This window comes from Dickeya dadantii NCPPB 898 (assembly GCF_000406145.1).
GTDB lineage: Bacteria > Pseudomonadota > Gammaproteobacteria > Enterobacterales > Enterobacteriaceae > Dickeya > Dickeya dadantii.
On record NZ_CM001976.1, the window covers coordinates 2,107,968 to 2,126,981 of the forward strand.

A 19,014-nucleotide genomic window follows, 5' to 3' on the forward strand; every position below is an offset into this window, starting at 1 on the left:
CTTACTGCTGGAACCATTTCTTGTAGATGGTCTGGTAGGTGCCATCCTGCTTGATGTTGTTCAGCGCATCGTTGAATTTCTTCACCAGCTCGTCGTTGTTCTGACGAACGGCGATGCCCAGACCGATGCCAAAGTAGTCTTTATCGGTCACCTTGTCGCCTACCGACGCCAGATTCTCGTTCTGTTTCAACCACTCGTTCACGACGGCGGTGTCGCCGAAGACGGCATCCAGACGACCGTTTTTCAGGTCCAGCACCGCGTTCTGGTAGCTGTCGTACGGCACTACGGTGATGTCTTTATGCTTGTCCAGCAGGAATTTCTGGTGGGTGGTGCCGTTCTGTACCCCGACGCGCTTGCCTTTTAGCGCGGCGATATCGGCCAGTTTGCCTTTCTGAGCGATGAACAGCGCCGAGTTTTCATAGTACGGCTGGGTGAAGCTCACCTGCTGTTGACGTTCCGGCGTGATGTCCATACCGGCGATCACCGCATCGAAACGGCGGAATTTCAGACCGGGGATCAGGCTATCGAATGCCTGATTGCTGAAAGTACAGGTGGCCTGGATCTGTTTGCACAGCGCGTTGGCCAGGTCGATATCGAACCCGACGATCTGATTACTGGCGTCCACCGACTCAAACGGAGGGTAGGACGCTTCAGTGGCAAAACGAATAGTTTCAGCTGCGCCAGCGGAAAGGCTTAATCCGCCGAGCAGGGCGGCAACGAACAACTTTTTCATATTATTATCCTTATCTATCAATGAGATAAATAGCCAGCAAATTCCGGGGTCTGTGGTTGGGTAAAATGCGAGGCGTCGCCTTGTTCCACGATGCGGCCGTTTTCCATGTACACCACGCGGCTGGCGGTTTTACGTGCGAAATCGACTTCGTGGGTGACGATCACCTGGGTGATGCCGGTTTCGCTCAGTTCCTGAATAATGCTGACGACCTGAGCGGTAATTTCCGGATCGAGCGCGGCGGTCGGCTCGTCAAACAGCAGCACCTGCGGCTCCATCATCAGCGCGCGGGCGATGGCGACGCGCTGCTGCTGGCCGCCGGAGAGATGTAACGGGTAGCGATCGGCGAAGTCGCTCAGTCGCAGGCGGCGCAACAGTTTGTCCGCTCGTTCACTGGCCTCCTGACGGCCCAGACCCAGTACGCGGCAGGGTGCTTCGACCAGATTCTGCTGCACCGTCAGATGCGGCCACAAATTGTATTGTTGGAACACCATGCCGACATTGCGGCGCAGTTCGCGAATGGCGTTTTCGCCGGGCGTCTGGCTGAAGTCAAAGGTATTGCCGCCGATGTTCAGGGTGCCGGAGCGGGGTGTTTCCAGCAGGTTCAGCACCCGCAATAACGAACTTTTACCGGCCCCGCTGGGGCCGAGCAACACCAGCGTTTCGCCGGATGGACAATCAAGGGTGACATCGAACAGCGCCTGATGTGCGCCATAGAAACAGTTAATGCTGTTTAGTTGAATACTCATGCGCAATAATTGAATAGACATTGATGCCGCAAATGGTAGCTTCGGCAGAATAGTTATGCAATCGTCGTGGGTTAAAATTTGCGAATACACGACTTATTGTTGATATTTTAGCACAAAATCGCGCTTTGCCGCAGCGGCGGGCGGATTTGTCAGGGTGACAGCCGCCCTGCGGCGGACAATCTTCAGGCATAACAAACCTCGACGGTAGCGGGGTGGCGTTGCTGAAAAGTGTGATTAATGACGGTTGTGTTTTGAAAAGGTTTTTTAGTGGCAGGCGTTGCTATAAAAGCGTAATAAGGCTGTGAAAATGTAGTAACCAATCTGTCTGTCGAACATCTGATGCGAGGAGGCATGATGCAATTATCCACCACACCAACCCTGGAAGGGCAAGTCATTGAAACCTACTGCGGCGTGGTGACGGGCGAAGCGATCCTTGGCGCCAATATCTTTCGGGATTTCTTTGCCGGCATCCGCGATATCGTCGGCGGCCGTTCCGGCGCCTATGAAAAAGAGTTACGCAACGCCCGGCAGATTGCGTTTCGTGAAATGCAACAGCAGGCGCAGGAATTGGGAGCGAATGCCGTGGTCGGCATCGACATCGATTATGAAACCGTGGGTAAGGACGCCAGCATGCTGATGGTGTCCGTCAGCGGCACCGCGGTTGTGGTGCGCCGATCATGACCCGCAGGCTGGTATGGCGGAGCGTGGCGCTGATGGCGCTGACACTGCTGGCAGGCTGCCAAAACCGCGAACGCTATGTCGATGAGGGCGATTACCTGTTGGATCAGTCGTCTCCGGCTGTCAGTCGGGGGGAGCGGGTCCGCTTTCTGGTGTTTCACTATACGGCGGAAAATCTTGGCGATTCGCTGAAAAAGCTCACTACCGAACGGGTCAGCGCACATTATCTGGTGCCGGCTTATCCGCTGCAGGTTAATGGCAAGCCCGTGGCGTGGAAACTGGTTCCGGAGTCGCAGACGGCCTGGCATGCAGGCACTAGTTACTGGCGTGGCTACAGTCAGTTGAACGCGACGTCTATCGGCATCGAGCAGGTAAACCCCGGCTGGCGGCAAACGGCGTCCGGTACACGCTGGTGGCAGCCTTATACCCCGCAACAGATTACGCTGGTGACCCACCTCGCCCGGGACATCATCGCCCGTTACCATATTGCGCCGCAGGATGTGGTAGGGCACAGCGATATTGCTCCCCAGCGCAAGGTCGACCCGGGACCGCTGTTTCCCTGGCATCAACTGGCGATGGCGGGGATTGGCGCCTGGCCGGAACCGCAGCGGGTCCATTTTTATCTTAAGGGGCGGCAGGAATATGCACCGGTGGAAAGAAATGTACTGCTGGATAAACTGGCGCGTTATGGTTATGAGGTTAGCCCGGAGATGACCGCGAGCCAGCAGCAACAGGTGGTGGCGGCATTTCAGATGCACTTCCGGCAGCAGCGCTATGACGGTGAGGCGGATGCGGAAACCGAAGCGATTGCCGATGCGTTGCTGGAGAAATACGGCGCAGCGCCCCGCGGTGGCGTGGGGGCCGCTCGATAACCTGCCCCCCGAGGTTGAGGTTGTAGAAATAAGAAGTTGAAAGAAGAAGACGAAGGGTTTAATCGCTGTGGGGGAGACGAACGATGTCCCGATGTTCGGCCTCCTGCGCCAGTGCGGCGATACGGCGCGCCATGCCGCGAAACACAAACAGATGCGCGGGCATCATCAGGAACCAGTAACCCAGCCCGCTGCTGCCGGCAGGGTGCCACCAGGCGCGAACGTCCAGCACCCGATACGCGCCACGATCGTCAATAGAGAAAGCCAGTCGCCCCAGTCCGGGTGCTTTCATGCCAAACAGCAGTACCAGTTGCTGATGATGCCTGACCCGGATCACCTTCCAGCCGTTGACGAAGTCGCCTTCCATCAACTCGGTTCGCTCCGGACGGCGGTAAATTACCTGATTGCCGCATAAATCATCTATTCGGGCGCGAACAGCCCACAGCAGGTTGGCGTAAAAATAGCCTTCCCGGCCACCGACCTGCTGGATGATTTGCCACAGTGCCTGACTGCTGGCGCCGGTTTTGTGGCTGTAACCCGCCTGCTTGGGGTAGAACGCGTAATTAGGTTGCCAGCGCGCCTGAACATCCGGGTCATATCCCCAGTCAGGGTGTTGCGCCGCGGCCTTTTCATCGGCCAGCGTGGTCTGCACCGCTTCATCAAACCCAATCAACCGTTGGGGAATCAGGCGGCGCAGTTCGCCGTCGTCCATCGGCAGATCGTGTCGCAACCCCTGCACCAGCGCCCGTGCGGTGGAACCGGAAACCGAGGTCACCATACTCAGAAACCAGGCCGATACCAGCCCGGTCGGCACCGGAATCGGCAGCAACAGACGACGTTTGCCGGTAATACGAATGAAACGTTCAAACAGGGCTTGATAGCTGAGGTATTCCGGTCCGGCGGCATCAAAAACCCGATGGCTCTGTGCCGGGTAATTTCTCAGTTCCGTCAGGTAGGTGAGCAGGTTTTCCAGTGCAATCGGCGCGGATTTCGACCGCACCCAGCGCGGCGGCGTCAGCACCGGCAAATTGTTCACCATATCGCGCAGGATTTCGAATGCGGCGGAACCGGGACCGACGATAATGCCGGCGCGCAGTTCGGTGACCGGAATGCCGCTGCTGCGCAGTATGTCGCCGGTCAGTTTGCGCGCCTGCATATGGGTGGACGGGTGACTCTCAGCCTGCGCCGAACCGAGATAGATGATCTGCCGGATCCGGCTGGTGCGCAGTACCTGACGCAGGTTTTGCGCCGACTGGTATTCCCGCTCCAGAAAATCGGCGCCGTCGCCCATGCTGTGCGCCAGATAATAGAGCGTGTCTGTCTGCCATAATCCTTCAGGCAGCGTGTATGGTTTCATCAGATCAACGTATTCACAGCGTATGCCGGGAAGATTCAGGGCCGCCAGCGAATCGATGTGACGCGAGGCGGCAATCACCGTTTGACCCTGCTGGCTGAGGCGTGTGAGGAGGTGACGGCCAATGTAGCCGCTGGCGCCAAGGATAAGAATCGGGGCGGGTCTGATGGTCATGATGGTGTTTGCTCCTGCTACAACAGCGCGATTGAAACTGCAGCGGTGTCCCTGTCGATGTTCACACCCACAATATCCCCGTCATACTTCAAGTTGCAGGTACGTTGGCTGTCCACGTTCCCCCATCACTGACTGATGTAAGCGCCTGGGGATTCACTCGGTTGCCGCGTTACAAGGCTCAAAATGAGCCTTGCCCTAGAGGGCCAACGCCTGGCGTTTTTCAATACGCCAGCGTGTTGTCCTGCAACTCGAATTATTTTGGCTATGCACATTTAATACAGCGTAGGCTGTGCCTCGTAATATACATGACACAGCCTAATATAACTGGAAGCAGAAGGAGGAAAAACCCCGCTTTAACGATTTCTTAACGAAAATGCGGGGTGGATTCAGGGCGTGATGTATGCCGCATGGCAAGGATGGGCGGGAAAATCAGACCAGTTCGACATCGCCTTGTAACTGGCAACTGCAGGCCAGCACATAGCCGCTTTCAATTTCGTCGGGCGTCAGCGTCATGGTGCTGGTGGTGGTGTAACTGCCGCTGAGAATACGGGTTTTGCAACTGCCGCACACGCCGGCGCGACAGGCGGCGTTCACCGGCAACTGGTGGCTTTCCAGCGCAGCCAGCAGGCTGATGCCGACCGGAACTTTCAACTGCTGTAACGTATGGCGGATAGTCATGGTGAGCTGTTCGCCATCGCCGTCCACGGTGCTATCCGGCGCGCCGAACTGTTCCTTGAAGATACGATCGCGTGGAACGCCGGCCTGCAGGCAAAACGTTTCCACCTGCTGCATATAGGGTTGCGGGCCGCAGGTCATCACGGTGCGAGTGGCGAGATCCGGCACCTGTTGCGACAGTACTGACTCAGTAAGGCGGCCGCTGAGAAAACCGGCTTCAGCCTGCTGTTCCGCCATCAGGGTCAACCGTAGTTGCTGTGGGTAACGCTGGCGGAGTGCTTGCCATTCATCGGCGAAAATCACGTGTTGCGGGGAGCGGACATTGAAGATGACCTGAATATCCGTGTGCGGTCGATTGACCAGCAGCCAGCGCGTCATCGACATGATCGGCGTAACGCCGCAGCCTGCCGCCAGCATCAGGTAACGGTCGCTGACGGCGCGGGTGCAGGTGAATTCACCTTGCGCATCGGAGATCCACAGATAGTCGCCGGGCTTCACCTGTTCGGTCAGCCAGCGCGAGCCGGTGCCGTTTTCCAGCCGACGTACCGTGAAGGTGATGAACGGGCTCAGTCCGGGCGAAGAAGACAGGGTATAAGCGCGCAGCGTTTCACTGCTGTTGGCGATGCTGACCAGCGCGTACTGGCCGGGCTGCCAGGGATAAAAGTCATGGCTGATCAGGGAAAGCGTCCATACATCCGGCGTTTCCTGATGAAGAGAGTGCACCTGCATGCGGTTAGGGCACTGCGGGGTAGGCATGGTCATGGCGGTCTCCATAACAACCTTCCGCCATACGGCGGCGGAAGGCGAAGGTCAACAAAAAATCAGGCGGTGAGGATGTCTTTGAGATCCTGTTCCACGGTGGTGATGGCGCGCATGCCGAACTTCTCGTTCAGAATCGCCAGCAGCGACGGGGTCAGGAAACCGGGTGCCGTCGGACCGGTATAAATATTTTTCACGCCCAGCGCCAGCAACGTCAGCAGGATGACAATGGCTTTCTGTTCAAACCAGGAAAGCACCAGACTCAGCGGCAGGTCGTTAACGCCGCAGCCCAGTTTTTCCGCCAGATTGACCGCCAGCATGATGGCGGCGTAGGCGTCGTTGCACTGACCGACATCCAGCAGACGCGGCAAGCCTTCCAGCGTGCCGAAGTCCAGTTTATTGAAGCGGTATTTACCGCAGGCCAGCGTCATGATCAGGCAGTCTTGCGGTACGTTGAGCGTAAAATCGGTGTAGTAGCTGCGTTCGGTGCGGCTGCCGTCGCAACCGCCGACCAGAAAGACGTGGCGCAGTTTCTTGCTGGCGACCAGATCAATCACCGTATCGGCGGCGCTCAACAGGGTCTGGCGGCCGAAACCGACGGTAATCAGGTGCTCGATTTCACTGTACGGGAACCCCGGCAGTTGCTGCGCCTGCGCGATCACCGTGCTGAAATCATCGCCTTCGAGGTGCTGCGCGCCCGGCCAGCCGACGATGCTGCGGGTCCAGATACGGTCGGTGTATTGGCCGACATTCGGATCGATGATGCAGTTGGAGGTCATCACGATCGGGCCGGGGAATTTGGCGAATTCGGTTTGCTGATTTTGCCAGCCGCTGCCGTAGTTGCCGACCAGATGGGAAAATTTCTTCAGTTCCGGATAGCCGTGCGCCGGCAGCATTTCGCCGTGGGTGTAGATATTGATGCCGGTGCCTTCGGTCTGTTCCAGCAGCATACGCAGGTCTTTCAGGTCATGGCCGGAAATCAGAATCGCTTTGCCCGCCACCGGGCGTACGTTAACCTGAGTCGGCTGCGGATGACCGTAGGCGGAGGTTTCCCCCTGATCCAGTATCGCCATCACGCCGAAATTCATTTTGCCGATAGCCAGCGCGTTGCCGAGCAGGGTATCGACATCGGTGGGCGCGGTGCCGAGCCAGGCCATAAACGCGTGGTAGTCGGCATATAGTGCGTCATCGTGCTGCCCCAGCACATGCGCGTGTTCCATATAAGCAGCGGCGCCTTTCAGGCCATACAAGCACAGCATGCGCAGCCCGTGGATATCTTCGCCAATAGCGGCTTTATCTTTATTCAGCGCAAACTCGGCAGCTTGTTGCTGCAGCGTCGGGATGTCGTCGCCGGCCAGTTGCAGTTCCGCCATCGGATGGTCGACCGCGATAGCGGCGTCCAGCAGCCGGCAGCGGGTTGCCAGCCCCTGACGCAGACGAATCGCCTCGCGGGCATAGCCGATGATACGCGGTGAATCAAAGTTCACGTTAGTCAGAGTAGAGAAGAAGGCGCGGGGAGCAAAACTGTCGATCTCGTGGTCGATGATGCCCAGTGCGCGTGCCTGCAACGCCCAGGCAGACAACCCCTGGAGTACGGCGACCAGCAGATCCTGCAGGTCAGAAGTTTCGGCGGTCTTGCCGCACATGCCTTGCGCGTAGGCGCAGCCGTTACTGGCCGGGGTCCGGATGGTCTGTTCACATTGCACACAATACATAATGGCTTCCTTTTTTAAAGTTGCATTTATAATGCTTGTTTAAAAGCATAGAACGGTTGCCGATGTCTAAAAAGATCTTTTATAGGCAATTTAAGGCGAAGTTGATTTAGCGCAATTTTACTTGTGGATGACAATCACTCGCATTCACAGGGCATTTTTATGCGTCGCGAGGCAGATCCGAGGCGTAGGGCTTGACCCTGCCGCGTTTTTATCGTCATTCTCGTGAGAAGACCACAGATCAGGAGGCACGGATGTATCTGGAAAGAGTCGAGATTCTTGGATTCCGTGGTATTAACCGACTGTCGCTGACGCTGGACGAGAATACCGTGCTGATAGGCGAAAACGCCTGGGGTAAGTCCAGCCTGCTGGATGCGCTCTCGCTGTTGCTGACGCCGTCGCCGCCGCTTTATCACTTCGATTTGCAGGATTTTCATTTTACGCCGGGTGACGAAACCAGCCGCGAGCGTCACCTGCAGGTAATCTTCACGTTCTGTGAATCTGCGCCCGGCCACCATCTGGCTCCCCGTTACCGTTCGTTATCGCCGGTTTGGATCAAGGGCGAAGGGCGGTTGCATCGCATTTTCTATCGGCTGGAAGGGGAAATGGATGAAAGTCAGGCGATCTTTACCTGGCGCAGCTTTCTTGATGCCAATGGTCAGGCGCTGCCGCTGGACAATATCGACTGGCTGGCCGGTGAAGTGATTCGCCTGCATCCGGTGCTGCGGCTACGCGACGCCCGTTTTATTCGCCGTTTCCGCACCGGCACGTTGATGCCGCAAATCGATGATAACGATCGGCTATCGCGCCAGTTTGAGACGCTGGTGCGTGAGCTGGCGCAAAATCCCAACCGGCTGACTAACCAAGAGTTGCGACAGGGGCTGGTGGCGATGCGCCAACTGGTCGAGCACTATTTTTCCGAACAGGGCGCGGATCCGAACGATCGGCGCCACCATCGCCACGCGCGCGCAGGCAATGGTCGGGCATGGCGCTCGCTGGATAACATCAACCGCATGATTTCCGGCCCCAACAGCCGTAGTCGCCGTATTATCCTGCTGGAGCTGTTTTCTACCCTGCTGCAGGCCAAGGGTTCCGCGGCGCTTGATCCGCACGCCCGTCCGTTGCTGCTGATTGAAGACCCGGAAACCCGGCTGCACCCGATCATGCTGTCGGTGGCGTGGGGGCTGCTGACGCAGTTGCCGCTGCAAAAAATCACCACTACCAATTCCGGCGAACTGCTGTCGCTGGTGCCGGTAGAACAGGTTTGCCGTCTGGTGCGCGAATCGGCGAAGGTCGCTACTTACCGTATCGGCCGTCAGGGCATGACCCAGGAAGATAGCCGCCGCATTACCTTCCACATTCGGTTTAATCGTCCGGCGTCGCTATTCGCGCGTTGCTGGCTGTTGGTGGAAGGCGAAACCGAAGTCTGGATGCTCAATGAACTGGCGCGCCAATGCGGGCATCACTTCGAAGCGGAAGGGGTGAGGGTGATCGAGTTTGCTCAGGTGGGGCTGAAACCGCTGCTGAAATTCGCCTATCGTATGGGCATCGAATGGCATGTGCTGGTGGATGGCGATGACGCCGGGAAAAAATACGCCGCCACGGCCCGTAGCCTGCTGCAAGCGCAGAATGAGTCCGAACGCGACCATTTGACCGTGCTGCCGGCGCTAGATATGGAGCATTTCATGTATCGTAACGGCTTTAGTCAGGTTTATCACCGGGTGGCGCAGTTACCTGAACCGGTGCCGCTGTCGGCGGCCAAAGTCATCACCAAAGCGATTCACCGAACATCCAAACCGGATCTGGCGATTGAAGTGGCGCTGGAGGCGGCGTCTCTGGGGGAGTCAGCCATCCCGCCATTGATTCGCGGTATGTTTTCGCGGGTATTGTGGTTGGCGCGTGGGCGGGCGGATTAGGCATGTTAAACGACTGAACAGACCTGTCGCGTGAAGAGGAAATAAAGAATGCCGGTCGCCCGGCGACCGGCATTGGACTCGTTTGACCTGGTCACAGTAATTAAAGGAGAAAGACCGGAAAGCGTGGGGTGAACATTCAGGCGACCGTTTCGCCGGCTACCGGCACGATCAGACTGGCGTGGTTTCCTTTCGGCCCCTGGTGCACGGTGAATTGCACCACCTGGCCTGCTTTCAGCGTCCTGTAGCCGTCCATCTGAATAGTTGAATAGTGGGCGAAGATATCTTCACCGCCGCTCTCGGGACAAATAAAGCCAAAGCCTTTGGCGTTATTGAACCATTTAACAGTACCTGTCTCCATGCATCTTCATCCTTCGCTAGAGTGTTCTCTAAGGTGAGGTTATTGGGTTAAGGCAAAACCAAATTGATTAAATCAGCATCAATCCAATTCTACACTCTAGTGAAATCGCCCTTGCCGTCAAGCATCCAAATCCGACACTTTGCTGCAGGTTTGTGAAAATTTGATACAGGTAACGCTATCGGCGGCTTTTATTGCCGTTAATATCAGGAAGGGCGCGTTTGGGGGGGCTGAGCGATTTTGACCGGGCGGTGATACAATAAAAATCAGGCATGCTGCTGTGAAAACAGTCAGCGGATAAGTATCAGAACTGATTTGGATAGAAGATGGGAAATCATAGTATCGGGACACAGACCGACGACCTGACCAAAGAACATAATGCTGAAGCCTTACAGCCGCCATCGATGTATAAAGTGATACTTAACAACGATGATTACACGCCGATGGAATTTGTTATTGACGTTCTGCAAAAGTTCTTTTCTTATGATATTGAACGTGCAACGCAACTGATGCTTACGGTTCACTATCAGGGCAAGGCCATCTGCGGCGTCTACAGCGCCGAGGTGGCTGAAACCAAGGTAGCGCAGGTGAACCGTTATGCCCGGGAGAACGAGCATCCATTGCTTTGTACGCTGGAAAAAGCCTGAATAGGGCAATTTATTGGGGGAGGTGCCTATGCTCAATCAAGAACTGGAACTCAGTCTCAACATGGCTTTCGCCAGAGCGCGCGAGCACCGGCATGAGTTTATGACCGTGGAACATCTGTTGCTGGCGCTGCTCAGCAACCCCTCCGCACGAGAGGCATTGGAAGCCTGTACGGTTGATCTGACGGTTCTGCGTCAGGAACTGGAAACTTTCATCGAACAGACCACGCCTACGCTGCCGCAAAATGATGAAGAACGGGATACCCAGCCGACGCTAAGTTTTCAGCGGGTGCTGCAGCGCGCGGTGTTCCACGTGCAGTCGTCCGGGCGCAGCGAAGTGTCCGGCGCCAACGTGCTGGTCGCCATCTTCAGCGAGCAGGAGTCTCAGGCGGCCTACTTGCTGCGCAAACACGACGTCAGCCGGTTGGATGTGGTGAATTTCATTTCCCACGGTACGCGCAAAGAGGAGTCCGGTCCGGCGGCAAACCCGGAAAATCCGGTTAACGAAGAACAGGCTGGCGGGGAGGAGCGTATGGAAAACTTCACCACAAATCTCAACCAGCTTGCCCGGGTGGGAGGCATCGACCCGCTGATTGGCCGCGACAGCGAACTGGAGCGCACCATTCAGGTACTGTGCCGTCGCCGTAAAAACAACCCGTTGCTGGTGGGCGAATCCGGCGTAGGGAAAACGGCTATCGCCGAAGGGCTGGCCTGGCGTATCGTGCAGGGTGACGTGCCGGAGGTGATGGCCGACTGTACGCTCTATTCGCTGGATATCGGTTCGCTGCTGGCCGGTACCAAATACCGCGGCGACTTCGAAAAACGCTTTAAAGCGCTGCTCAAGCAACTGGAGCAGGATAAGAGCAGCATTCTGTTTATCGACGAAATCCACACTATTATCGGCGCTGGCGCGGCTTCCGGCGGCCAGGTGGATGCGGCCAACTTGATCAAGCCGTTGCTGTCCAGCGGCAAGATTCGCGTGATTGGTTCCACCACGTATCAGGAATTCAGCAATATCTTCGAAAAAGATCGCGCGCTGGCGCGTCGCTTCCAGAAAATCGACATCACCGAGCCGAGCGTGGAAGAGACGGTGCAGATCATCAACGGTCTGAAGCCGAAATACGAAGCGCACCACGACGTGCGCTATACCGCCAAGGCGATTCGTGCGGCGGTAGAACTGGCGGTGAAATACATTAATGACCGCCATCTGCCGGACAAAGCGATCGACGTGATCGATGAAGCCGGCGCCCGCTGCCGTCTGTTGCCGGCGAGCAAACGCAAGAAAACCGTCAATGTGGCGGATATTGAAGCGGTTGTCGCCCGCATCGCTCGCATTCCGGAGAAAACCGTTTCCGCCAGCGACCGTGATGTGCTGCGCAATCTGGGCGATCGTCTGAAGATGCTGGTGTTCGGGCAGGATAAAGCCATTGAGGCGCTGACTGAAGCCATCAAGATGAGCCGTGCCGGTCTGGGGCATGAACGCAAACCGGTCGGGTCGTTCCTGTTCGCCGGTCCGACCGGGGTCGGGAAAACGGAAGTCACGGTACAACTGGCGAAAGCGCTGGATATTGAGCTGCTGCGCTTCGATATGTCTGAATACATGGAGCGCCATACGGTCAGCCGTTTGATCGGCGCGCCTCCGGGCTACGTGGGCTACGATCAGGGCGGCCTGCTCACCGATGCGGTGATCAAGCATCCGCATTCGGTGCTGCTGCTCGATGAGATCGAGAAGGCGCATCCGGATGTGTTCAACCTGCTGTTGCAGGTCATGGACAACGGCACGCTGACCGATAACAACGGCCGCAAGGCGGACTTCCGCAATGTGATCGTGGTGATGACGACCAATGCCGGGGTGCGGGAAACCCAGCGTAAGTCTATTGGTCTTATCCAGCAGGACAACAGCAGCGATGCGATGGAAGAGATCAAAAAGGTCTTCACGCCGGAATTCCGCAACCGTCTGGATGGCATTATCTGGTTCAACCACCTGTCTGCTGAAGTGATTCAGCAAGTGGTGGACAAGTTTATTGTCGAGCTGCAGGCGCAACTGGATGCCAAAGGCGTATCACTGGAAGTCAGCGAAGAAGCGCGCAACTGGCTGGCGGAAAAAGGCTACGATAAGGCGATGGGCGCGCGACCGATGGCGCGCGTCATTCAGGAAAACCTCAAGAAACCGCTGGCCAATGAGCTGCTGTTCGGCTCGCTGGTAGACGGCGGCTCCGTGAAGGTAGAACTGGATAAAGCTGCCCAGCAGCTGACTTATCGCTTCCTGAGCGCACAGAAGACCAAAACCGAAGGCGCGGTTCACTGAGTGAATTGAATACGTCGTCACGCTAACAACGCAAAAGGGCATCGTCAGATGCCCTTTTTCATGTCGTTTATCACTGAATCGTTCATCACTGAATTCGGCGATGGCGCGTCGCATCGTCTGAATTGATAGGCGGGTAAGTAACGAATACCCTTAAAATGCAAACGCCCTCACCGAAAGGTAAGGGCAGAAAGGCAAACATCCGGACGCATCGCCTCAGGCGATGACGTGGCTGTTAACGGCTACGGAAGACAATGCGGCCTTTGCTCAGGTCGTACGGGGTCAGTTCCACAGTCACTTTGTCACCCGTCAGGATGCGGATATAGTTTTTACGCATTTTACCGGAGATATGAGCGGTAACCACGTGCCCGTTTTCCAGCTCAACGCGGAACATGGTGTTGGGCAGCGTATCCAGCACGGTGCCTTGCATTTCAATATTGTCTTCTTTGGCCATCGAATCCTCTAGGTTTAATTACCTTAGTTTTTAACCGGCAAGATAATGCCGAAAAACCCTCATTATGTAAAGGCGCGTAAGTGGCTGCCGCTCATTTATCCCCTGCGGGAGGGGTGTCGACAACCGGAGCATCAAGGGGTTGCGGATACCAGCAACCGTCGATTAATGCGGTCTGTTGCAGCCGATCCAATGCGTGCAGAAACTCGCGTCGGGGAATGTCACAGGCACCCAGCGAGGCAGTATGGTCGTTGAGCACCTGGCAATCAATCAACTGCCCGCCGTGGCGCACAAAATGCTGCATAAACGCTGCCAGCGCGTATTTGGAGGCGTTATCCGCCCGGCTGAACATTGACTCGCCGCAAAACAGCGCGCCCTGAGCGATGCCGTACAAGCCGCCGACCAACTCGGCGCCACGCCAGACCTCGACCGAGTGCGCCAGCCCGGACCGGTGCAACTGAATATAGGCGTGCACGATGTCCCTGCCAATCCAGGTGCCTTCCTCGCGCTCGCTGGCACAGGCGGAAATCACCGCTTCAAACGCCTGGTTCAGTGTGACCCGATAATCGGTGCGGCGCATGAACTTTTTCATGCTGCGGCTGAGGTGGAACTGTGCCGGGAACAACACCGCACGCGGATCCGGACACCACCACAGGATTGGTTCTCCCGGTGAAAACCACGGGAAAATACCCTGACGGTAGGCGCTTAGCAGGCGTTCGGGCGACAGATCGCCGCCGTAGGCCAGCAGACCGTTGGGATCCCGCAGCGCGGTTTCCGGGTTAGGAAACTGCAGCGAAAACGGGGACAGCTCATACAACAGCATGCGCACCTCGGCCTACAGGTGTTGATGAAATTGCCAGTAGCGTCCCTGCAACGCCATCAGGCTATGATGCGACCCCTGTTCCACCAATTGTCCGCCATCCATCACGCACAGCCGGTCCATACTTTCCAGCCCGTTCAGCCGATGGGTAATGACGATCAGGGTCTTACCCAGACAATGCTGACGCAATAGCTGCAGTATGCGCTGTTCGGTATCGGCGTCGAGCCCTTCGGTCGGCTCATCCAGCAATACCAGCGGCGCCGGGTGGAGCAGCGCGCGCGCCACGCCGATACGGCGTTGTTCGCCGCCGGACAATTGTCGACCCCCTTCGCCCAGCCAGGCGTTTAGCCCTTGATCCTCCAGCAATTTCTCCAGCCCGACCTGCGTTAGCACCGCCTGCAACCGCTCGTCGCTGGCCGTGGGAGCCGCCAGCCGCAGATTTTCTCGCAGCGTCGCGCTGAAGATATGCACCCGCTGCGGCACCACGCTCATGGCATCGCGTAGCGCAGACTCAGGGTAGGCGGCGATCGGCGTATCATTAAGGCGGATTTCGCCGGCGCTGCAGTCCCAGGCGCGGGTCAGCAATTGCAGCAGTGTCGATTTGCCGCAACCGGTACGTCCCAGTAGCGCGACATGCTCTCCCGGCGCAAGCGTCAGCGAAATATCGCTCAGCGCCGGTTGAGTTTGTTCCGGGTAGGTAAAGCTCACTTTATCCAGCGTAAGCTGAATCTGTTCCAATTGCGCGGGGCCCTGAGACGGAAAGACAACCGGCGGATGCAATTTCAGTAGCTGATCGACTCGTGCCGCCGACGCGACGACTTGCCCGATGTGTTGGAATGCGCCTGCGACCGGTGCCAGCGCTTCAAAAGCGGCGAGGGAGGCGAACACGAACAGCGCGATGAGCGCGCCCGGCTGATGATCGCCGCCAACGCCGCCGCCGGCCAGCCACAGCAATAAGGTGGCGGTCAAGCCGCCAGCGGCAATCATGATGGATTGCGACAGCGCGCTCAGCCCGGCCTGCTGGCGTTGTCGCTCAAACCAGCGCTGCTCCAGGACTTCCAACTGCTGGCGGAAGTGCGCCAGTGCGCCGAATACCGCCAGTTCGGCCTGCCCCTGAATCCAGGTGGCCAGTTGTACCCGGTAGTGGGCGCGCAGTGCGGTCAGGTCGGCGCCGATCGGCTGTCCCGCACGATAAAACGTCAGAGGCAGCAGCACCAGCAACGCCAGCATAATGGCGGCCAACGTTAGCGCCAGTGAGGTATCCAGCCAGCTCAAACCATAAGCCAGCGCCAGAATCACGGCCAGCGCACTTACCAGCGGCGAGATTACCCGCAGATAGAGATGGTCCAGCGTATCCACATCCGCCACCAGCCGGTTGAGCAGCTCGGCCTGACGAAAACCAATCAGCCCGCCGGGCGCCAGCGGTAGGATGCGGCTAAAGGTGAACACACGCAGATGCAGCAGAACGCGGAAGGTGCCGTCGTGACTCACCAGTCGCTCAAAGTACCGGCTGGCGGTACGCAGAATCGCCGCGCCGCGTACCCCGGCCGCCGGCAGCATATAGTTGAACGTGGTCAGCCCGGCCAGACCGGCGACGGCCGAGGCCGCCAGAAACCAGCCTGACAGCGTCAACAGACCGATACTGGCGAGCAGAGTAAGAATGGCCAGCACAACACCGAGTCCAAGCCGGAACAGGTGGCGGCGATACAGCGCCAGAAAGGGTTTTAGTACCTGCATTGCCCGAATCTTTTCCATCTCACAGTTCTCCCCGGCGCTGCGCCAGTAAGTCGGCAAACGGCCCGGCGGCCTGACTTAGGGTGAGGTAGTCACCCTGCTGGACCAACTGGCCGTTGGCCATGACCCAGATTTCGTCATAGTCCCGAATTTCGCTCAGTTGATGGGTCACCAGCAACGTGGTCTGAGCGCGCGACGCCTCACTCAACGCGCTCATGACCCGCTGTTCGCTGTGTGCATCAAGGCTGGCTGAGGGTTCGTCCAGCATCAATAATCGGCATGGATGCAGCAAGGCGCGAGCCACGGCGACTCGCTGGGCCTGACCGACTGACAGCCGTGCGGCGCCGTCGCCCAACGGTGTGTCCAGCCCTTGCGGCAGCAGTGACAGAAATTCATGCACGTAGGCACGCTCAAGCGCGTGTTGCAGTGCATGGTCGCTGGCTTCCGGGCGACCCAGCAGTACGTTCTGGCGCAGCGTGGGTTCCGGCAGATGGGGATTTTGTCCCACCCAGCTCAGGTGCTGCCGCCATGACGCGGGCGACAGGGTACGCAACTCTTCGCCATTGATCGTCAGCGAGCCGCGATAGGGCAGGAAACCCAGCAGCAGGTTCAGTAGCGAGCTTTTCCCGGCGCCGCTGGGACCGACCAGCGCGACCCGTTGCCCGGCGTCCAGTTTGAAGGTAAGCGGCCCTGCCAGCGTTTTGCCTGAGGGTGACAGAATAATCAGCTCATGGGCTATCAGTGTGACCGGCGTATCGCTTTGAAATGGGCGGGTGCCGGCGCCGGTTTCCTCGTTTTCGGCCGTCATGAAACGGTGCAAGGCTTCCGCCGCCCCGACCGCCTGGGCTTTAGCGTGGTAAAACGTACCGAGATCGCGCAGCGGCTGAAAGAACTCCGGCGCCAGAATCAGCACCAGAAAACCGGCAAACAGCGTGACGCCGACGCCGTAGCTGCCGAAATTCAATTCGCCGAGGTAGGAGAACCCGAAATAAACCGCTACCACCGCGATCGAAATTGAAGCGAAGAATTCCAGCACGCCGGAAGACAGAAAGGCCATGCGCAGCACTTCCATGGTGCGGTTGCGAAATTGTTCCGACGCCTGACGAATCTGTTCGGTTTCCGCCTCGCCGCGATAGAACAGGCGCAGGGTATCCAGACCGCGCAGTCGATCAAGAAAATTACCGCTCAGCCGGGCCAGCGCCTGAAAATTGCGGCGGTTGGCGTCGGCGGCGCCCATGCCGACCATCGCCATGAACAGCGGAATCAACGGCGCGGTGGCGAACAGAATCACCCCCGCGGCCCAGTTCACCGGAAACACGATAATCAGGATCAGCACCGGAATCAGCACGGCCAGATACATCTGGGGCAGATAGCGGGCGTAGTAATCGTGCATATCGTCCACCTGCTCCAGTATCAGCGTGGCCCAACTGCCGGCCGGTTTCCCCTGAATCCAGGCCGGGCCCAGTTGCTGCAGCCGGTCCAGCACCTGCTGGCGGATATGCTGGCGAATCGTCTGACCGCAACGAAAACCGACGCGTTCCCGTATCCAGTTGATCAATGCCCGGAGTACGAATGTCATCGCCAGCAGCAAAAACGTTGTGGTCAATTCGTTGCGCGGCGTGTGGGCGATAATCAGGGCGTGCAGCAGTGAGGCCAGTAACCAGGCCTGCGCCATAATCAGCAGGCCGCTTGCCAGGCCGAGCATCAGTGATAGTCGTAGCCAGCGGTGCGCCAGACGGCTTTGCTGTTTCAGCCAGCGGGTCAGTTCTCGTTGTCGGGTATCTTTCATCAGGTGCCGATCGCTTCCAGTTGATACATGAAAATAACGCTTATATAACCGCCACTTAACACAATTGTGAGCGTAACGGCTGCGATGCGCCATGTTACCGCGGCGGCGGGGTTGTGCAAACGAAAAGCAGACGACGGAATAGGGTGTCGATCAATTTTTGCAATGACCAACGGCAATAAAAAACCCGGACGCGATCACGTCCGGGTTGGCATTAACGGTAATCAGAGCTTACTTGACGAGGGCGTCCAGATAACGTTCGGCGTCCAGTGCCGCCATGCAACCGGTGCCGGCGGAGGTAATCGCCTGGCGATAGATGTGGTCCATGACGTCCCCGGCGGCGAACACACCGGGAATACTGGTTTGAGTCGCGTTACCGTGGATACCGGATTGCACCTTGATGTAGCCGTTTTCCAGTTCTAACTGATCGCCGAATATGGCGGTATTCGGGCTGTGGCCGATAGCGATAAACACACCCGCGACATCCAACTGCTCGGTTGCGTCGCCGGCGGCGTCGCGCAGACGCACGCCGGTCACGCCCATATCGTCGCCCAGCACTTCATCCAGCGTGCGATTGGTATGCAGCACGATATTGCCGCTGCTGACCTTGGCCATCAGGCGGTCGATCAGGATTTTCTCCGCGCGGAAGCTGTCGCGACGGTGGATCAAATTTACTTCGGCGGCGATGTTGGACAGATACAGCGCTTCTTCCACCGCCGTGTTGCCGCCGCCGACTACCGCGACCTTCTGGTTACGATAGAAAAAACCATCGCAGGTCGCGCAGGCGGAAACACCTTTCCCTTTGAACGCGTCTTCGGACGGCAATCCCAGATAGCGGGCGGACGCGCCGGTGGCGATGATCAATGCATCGCAGGTGTACTCATCGCTGTCGCCGAACAGGTGGAACGGGCGGGTCTGCAGGTCGACGCGCGTGATGTGATCAAAGACGATTTCGGTATTAAATTTGGCGGCATGGGCGTGCATACGCTCCATCAACAACGGACCGGTCAGATCGTCCGGGTCGCCGGGCCAGTTTTCCACTTCGGTGGTGGTCGTCAACTGACCGCCTTTTTCCATACCGGTGATCAGTAACGGATTTAGGTTTGCCCGCGCAGCGTAGACCGCGGCGGTATAGCCTGCCGGGCCTGAACCCAGAATCAATAATTTACGGTGTTTGGCAGTGCTCATGAGTTCCTCATTCACTCGAACGGACGACATAACCAATTGTAAGGAAATTACCTGCGTAAAAAAAGTGTGGCGGAATGTTGTTGGCTATCGGTTCAATCGTTACGAAAGGTTGACA

The 19,014-nt window shown here is 57.6% G+C and carries 16 protein-coding genes; 5 read left to right on the top strand and 11 right to left on the bottom strand.

The features are described from left to right. Position 1: 1 nt before the first annotated feature. Both artJ and artP read right to left on the bottom strand, forming a co-directional pair. Positions 2-733 carry an arginine ABC transporter substrate-binding protein gene (gene artJ, locus DDA898_RS09770; protein ID WP_013317687.1) on the bottom strand — a complete coding sequence of 244 codons (732 nt, stop codon included), beginning with the start codon at positions 731-733 and terminating at the stop codon, positions 2-4. A 17-nt stretch (positions 734-750) separates the two neighbouring features. Beyond that, positions 751-1,479: an arginine ABC transporter ATP-binding protein ArtP gene (artP, locus tag DDA898_RS09775; protein ID WP_167401383.1), complete on the bottom strand. Its 729-nt coding sequence runs from the start codon at positions 1,477-1,479 to the stop codon at positions 751-753. Between the two features lie 354 nt (positions 1,480-1,833). Here artP and DDA898_RS09780 point away from each other — a divergent pair, with 354 nt between their 5' ends. Together DDA898_RS09780 and DDA898_RS09785 are read left to right on the top strand one after the other, a co-directional pair. Continuing rightward, a complete protein-coding gene (locus DDA898_RS09780; RefSeq protein WP_013317690.1) occupies positions 1,834-2,160 on the top strand; it encodes a heavy metal-binding domain-containing protein in 327 nt (108 codons plus the stop codon). Next, complete coding sequence (locus tag DDA898_RS09785; RefSeq protein ID WP_038911102.1) at positions 2,157-3,029, top strand: N-acetylmuramoyl-L-alanine amidase; 873 nt, start codon at positions 2,157-2,159, stop codon at positions 3,027-3,029. Before DDA898_RS09780 ends, DDA898_RS09785 begins: the two co-directional genes overlap by 4 nt. Positions 3,030-3,087: 58 nt before the next feature. On the opposite strand, the gene DDA898_RS09790 is transcribed toward DDA898_RS09785, so the two are convergent. From DDA898_RS09790 to hcp, 3 genes are all read right to left on the bottom strand, one after another. After that, on the bottom strand, positions 3,088-4,554 hold the full coding sequence (locus DDA898_RS09790) for a DUF2867 domain-containing protein (RefSeq protein WP_038911103.1): 1,467 nt from the start codon (positions 4,552-4,554) through the stop codon (positions 3,088-3,090). A gap of 429 nt (positions 4,555-4,983) precedes the next feature. Next, a complete protein-coding gene (hcr, locus tag DDA898_RS09795; protein WP_038912521.1) occupies positions 4,984-5,991 on the bottom strand; it encodes an NADH oxidoreductase in 1,008 nt (335 codons plus the stop codon). A gap of 59 nt (positions 5,992-6,050) precedes the next feature. Continuing rightward, complete coding sequence (gene hcp / locus DDA898_RS09800; protein WP_013317695.1) at positions 6,051-7,703, bottom strand: hydroxylamine reductase; 1,653 nt, start codon at positions 7,701-7,703, stop codon at positions 6,051-6,053. Positions 7,704-7,954: 251 nt separating this feature from the next. Between hcp and DDA898_RS09805 the strand changes: the two genes are divergently transcribed. Further along, positions 7,955-9,616: an ATP-dependent endonuclease gene (locus DDA898_RS09805; RefSeq protein ID WP_038901066.1), complete on the top strand. Its 1,662-nt coding sequence runs from the start codon at positions 7,955-7,957 to the stop codon at positions 9,614-9,616. Positions 9,617-9,752: 136 nt separating this feature from the next. Here the strand turns inward: DDA898_RS09805 and cspD are convergent, their stop codons facing one another. Then, complete coding sequence (cspD, locus tag DDA898_RS09810) at positions 9,753-9,974, bottom strand: cold shock-like protein CspD (RefSeq protein ID WP_012770072.1); 222 nt, start codon at positions 9,972-9,974, stop codon at positions 9,753-9,755. Between the two features lie 323 nt (positions 9,975-10,297). Here cspD and clpS point away from each other — a divergent pair, with 323 nt between their 5' ends. Further along, on the top strand, positions 10,298-10,618 hold the full coding sequence (gene clpS, locus DDA898_RS09815; RefSeq protein WP_038901067.1) for an ATP-dependent Clp protease adapter ClpS: 321 nt from the start codon (positions 10,298-10,300) through the stop codon (positions 10,616-10,618). 28 nt (positions 10,619-10,646) lie between these two features. Then, positions 10,647-12,923: an ATP-dependent Clp protease ATP-binding subunit ClpA gene (gene clpA / locus DDA898_RS09820; RefSeq protein WP_013317698.1), complete on the top strand. Its 2,277-nt coding sequence runs from the start codon at positions 10,647-10,649 to the stop codon at positions 12,921-12,923. A gap of 232 nt (positions 12,924-13,155) precedes the next feature. Here clpA and infA read toward each other — a convergent pair whose 3' ends face one another. From infA to trxB, 5 genes are all read right to left on the bottom strand, one after another. Further along, positions 13,156-13,374: a translation initiation factor IF-1 gene (gene infA, locus DDA898_RS09825; protein ID WP_002211347.1), complete on the bottom strand. Its 219-nt coding sequence runs from the start codon at positions 13,372-13,374 to the stop codon at positions 13,156-13,158. A 91-nt stretch (positions 13,375-13,465) separates the two neighbouring features. After that, entirely contained in the window at positions 13,466-14,194 is a 729-nt protein-coding gene (gene aat, locus DDA898_RS09830; protein WP_038911104.1) for a leucyl/phenylalanyl-tRNA--protein transferase, read from the bottom strand. A 12-nt stretch (positions 14,195-14,206) separates the two neighbouring features. After that, positions 14,207-15,928 (bottom strand): heme ABC transporter ATP-binding protein/permease CydC, encoded by a 1,722-nt coding sequence (cydC, locus tag DDA898_RS09835; protein WP_038912523.1) that lies wholly within the window; start codon positions 15,926-15,928, stop codon positions 14,207-14,209. Between the two features lie 19 nt (positions 15,929-15,947). Beyond that, the gene (cydD, locus tag DDA898_RS09840) at positions 15,948-17,714 is read right to left on the bottom strand and encodes a heme ABC transporter permease/ATP-binding protein CydD (RefSeq protein WP_013317701.1); all 1,767 of its coding nucleotides are present in this window, start codon (positions 17,712-17,714) and stop codon (positions 15,948-15,950) included. Between the two features lie 228 nt (positions 17,715-17,942). Then, positions 17,943-18,899: a thioredoxin-disulfide reductase gene (gene trxB, locus DDA898_RS09845; protein WP_038911105.1), complete on the bottom strand. Its 957-nt coding sequence runs from the start codon at positions 18,897-18,899 to the stop codon at positions 17,943-17,945. Positions 18,900-19,014 lie beyond the last annotated feature (115 nt).

Bases quoted from the DNA above. Each gene is read 5' to 3' on its own strand.
- artJ (WP_013317687.1), bottom strand. From the start codon at position 733: ATGAAAAAGTTGTTCGTTGCCGCCCTGCTCGGCGGATTAAGCCTTTCC.
- artP (WP_167401383.1), bottom strand. From the start codon at position 1,479: ATGAGTATTCAACTAAACAGCATTAACTGTTTCTATGGCGCACATCAG.
- DDA898_RS09780 (WP_013317690.1), top strand. From the start codon at position 1,834: ATGCAATTATCCACCACACCAACCCTGGAAGGGCAAGTCATTGAAACC.
- DDA898_RS09785 (WP_038911102.1), top strand. From the start codon at position 2,157: ATGACCCGCAGGCTGGTATGGCGGAGCGTGGCGCTGATGGCGCTGACA.
- DDA898_RS09790 (WP_038911103.1), bottom strand. From the start codon at position 4,554: ATGACCATCAGACCCGCCCCGATTCTTATCCTTGGCGCCAGCGGCTAC.
- hcr (WP_038912521.1), bottom strand. From the start codon at position 5,991: ATGACCATGCCTACCCCGCAGTGCCCTAACCGCATGCAGGTGCACTCT.
- hcp (WP_013317695.1), bottom strand. From the start codon at position 7,703: ATGTATTGTGTGCAATGTGAACAGACCATCCGGACCCCGGCCAGTAAC.
- DDA898_RS09805 (WP_038901066.1), top strand. From the start codon at position 7,955: ATGTATCTGGAAAGAGTCGAGATTCTTGGATTCCGTGGTATTAACCGA.
- cspD (WP_012770072.1), bottom strand. From the start codon at position 9,974: ATGGAGACAGGTACTGTTAAATGGTTCAATAACGCCAAAGGCTTTGGC.
- clpS (WP_038901067.1), top strand. From the start codon at position 10,298: ATGGGAAATCATAGTATCGGGACACAGACCGACGACCTGACCAAAGAA.
- clpA (WP_013317698.1), top strand. From the start codon at position 10,647: ATGCTCAATCAAGAACTGGAACTCAGTCTCAACATGGCTTTCGCCAGA.
- infA (WP_002211347.1), bottom strand. From the start codon at position 13,374: ATGGCCAAAGAAGACAATATTGAAATGCAAGGCACCGTGCTGGATACG.
- aat (WP_038911104.1), bottom strand. From the start codon at position 14,194: ATGCTGTTGTATGAGCTGTCCCCGTTTTCGCTGCAGTTTCCTAACCCG.
- cydC (WP_038912523.1), bottom strand. From the start codon at position 15,928: ATGCAGGTACTAAAACCCTTTCTGGCGCTGTATCGCCGCCACCTGTTC.
- cydD (WP_013317701.1), bottom strand. From the start codon at position 17,714: ATGAAAGATACCCGACAACGAGAACTGACCCGCTGGCTGAAACAGCAA.
- trxB (WP_038911105.1), bottom strand. From the start codon at position 18,899: ATGAGCACTGCCAAACACCGTAAATTATTGATTCTGGGTTCAGGCCCG.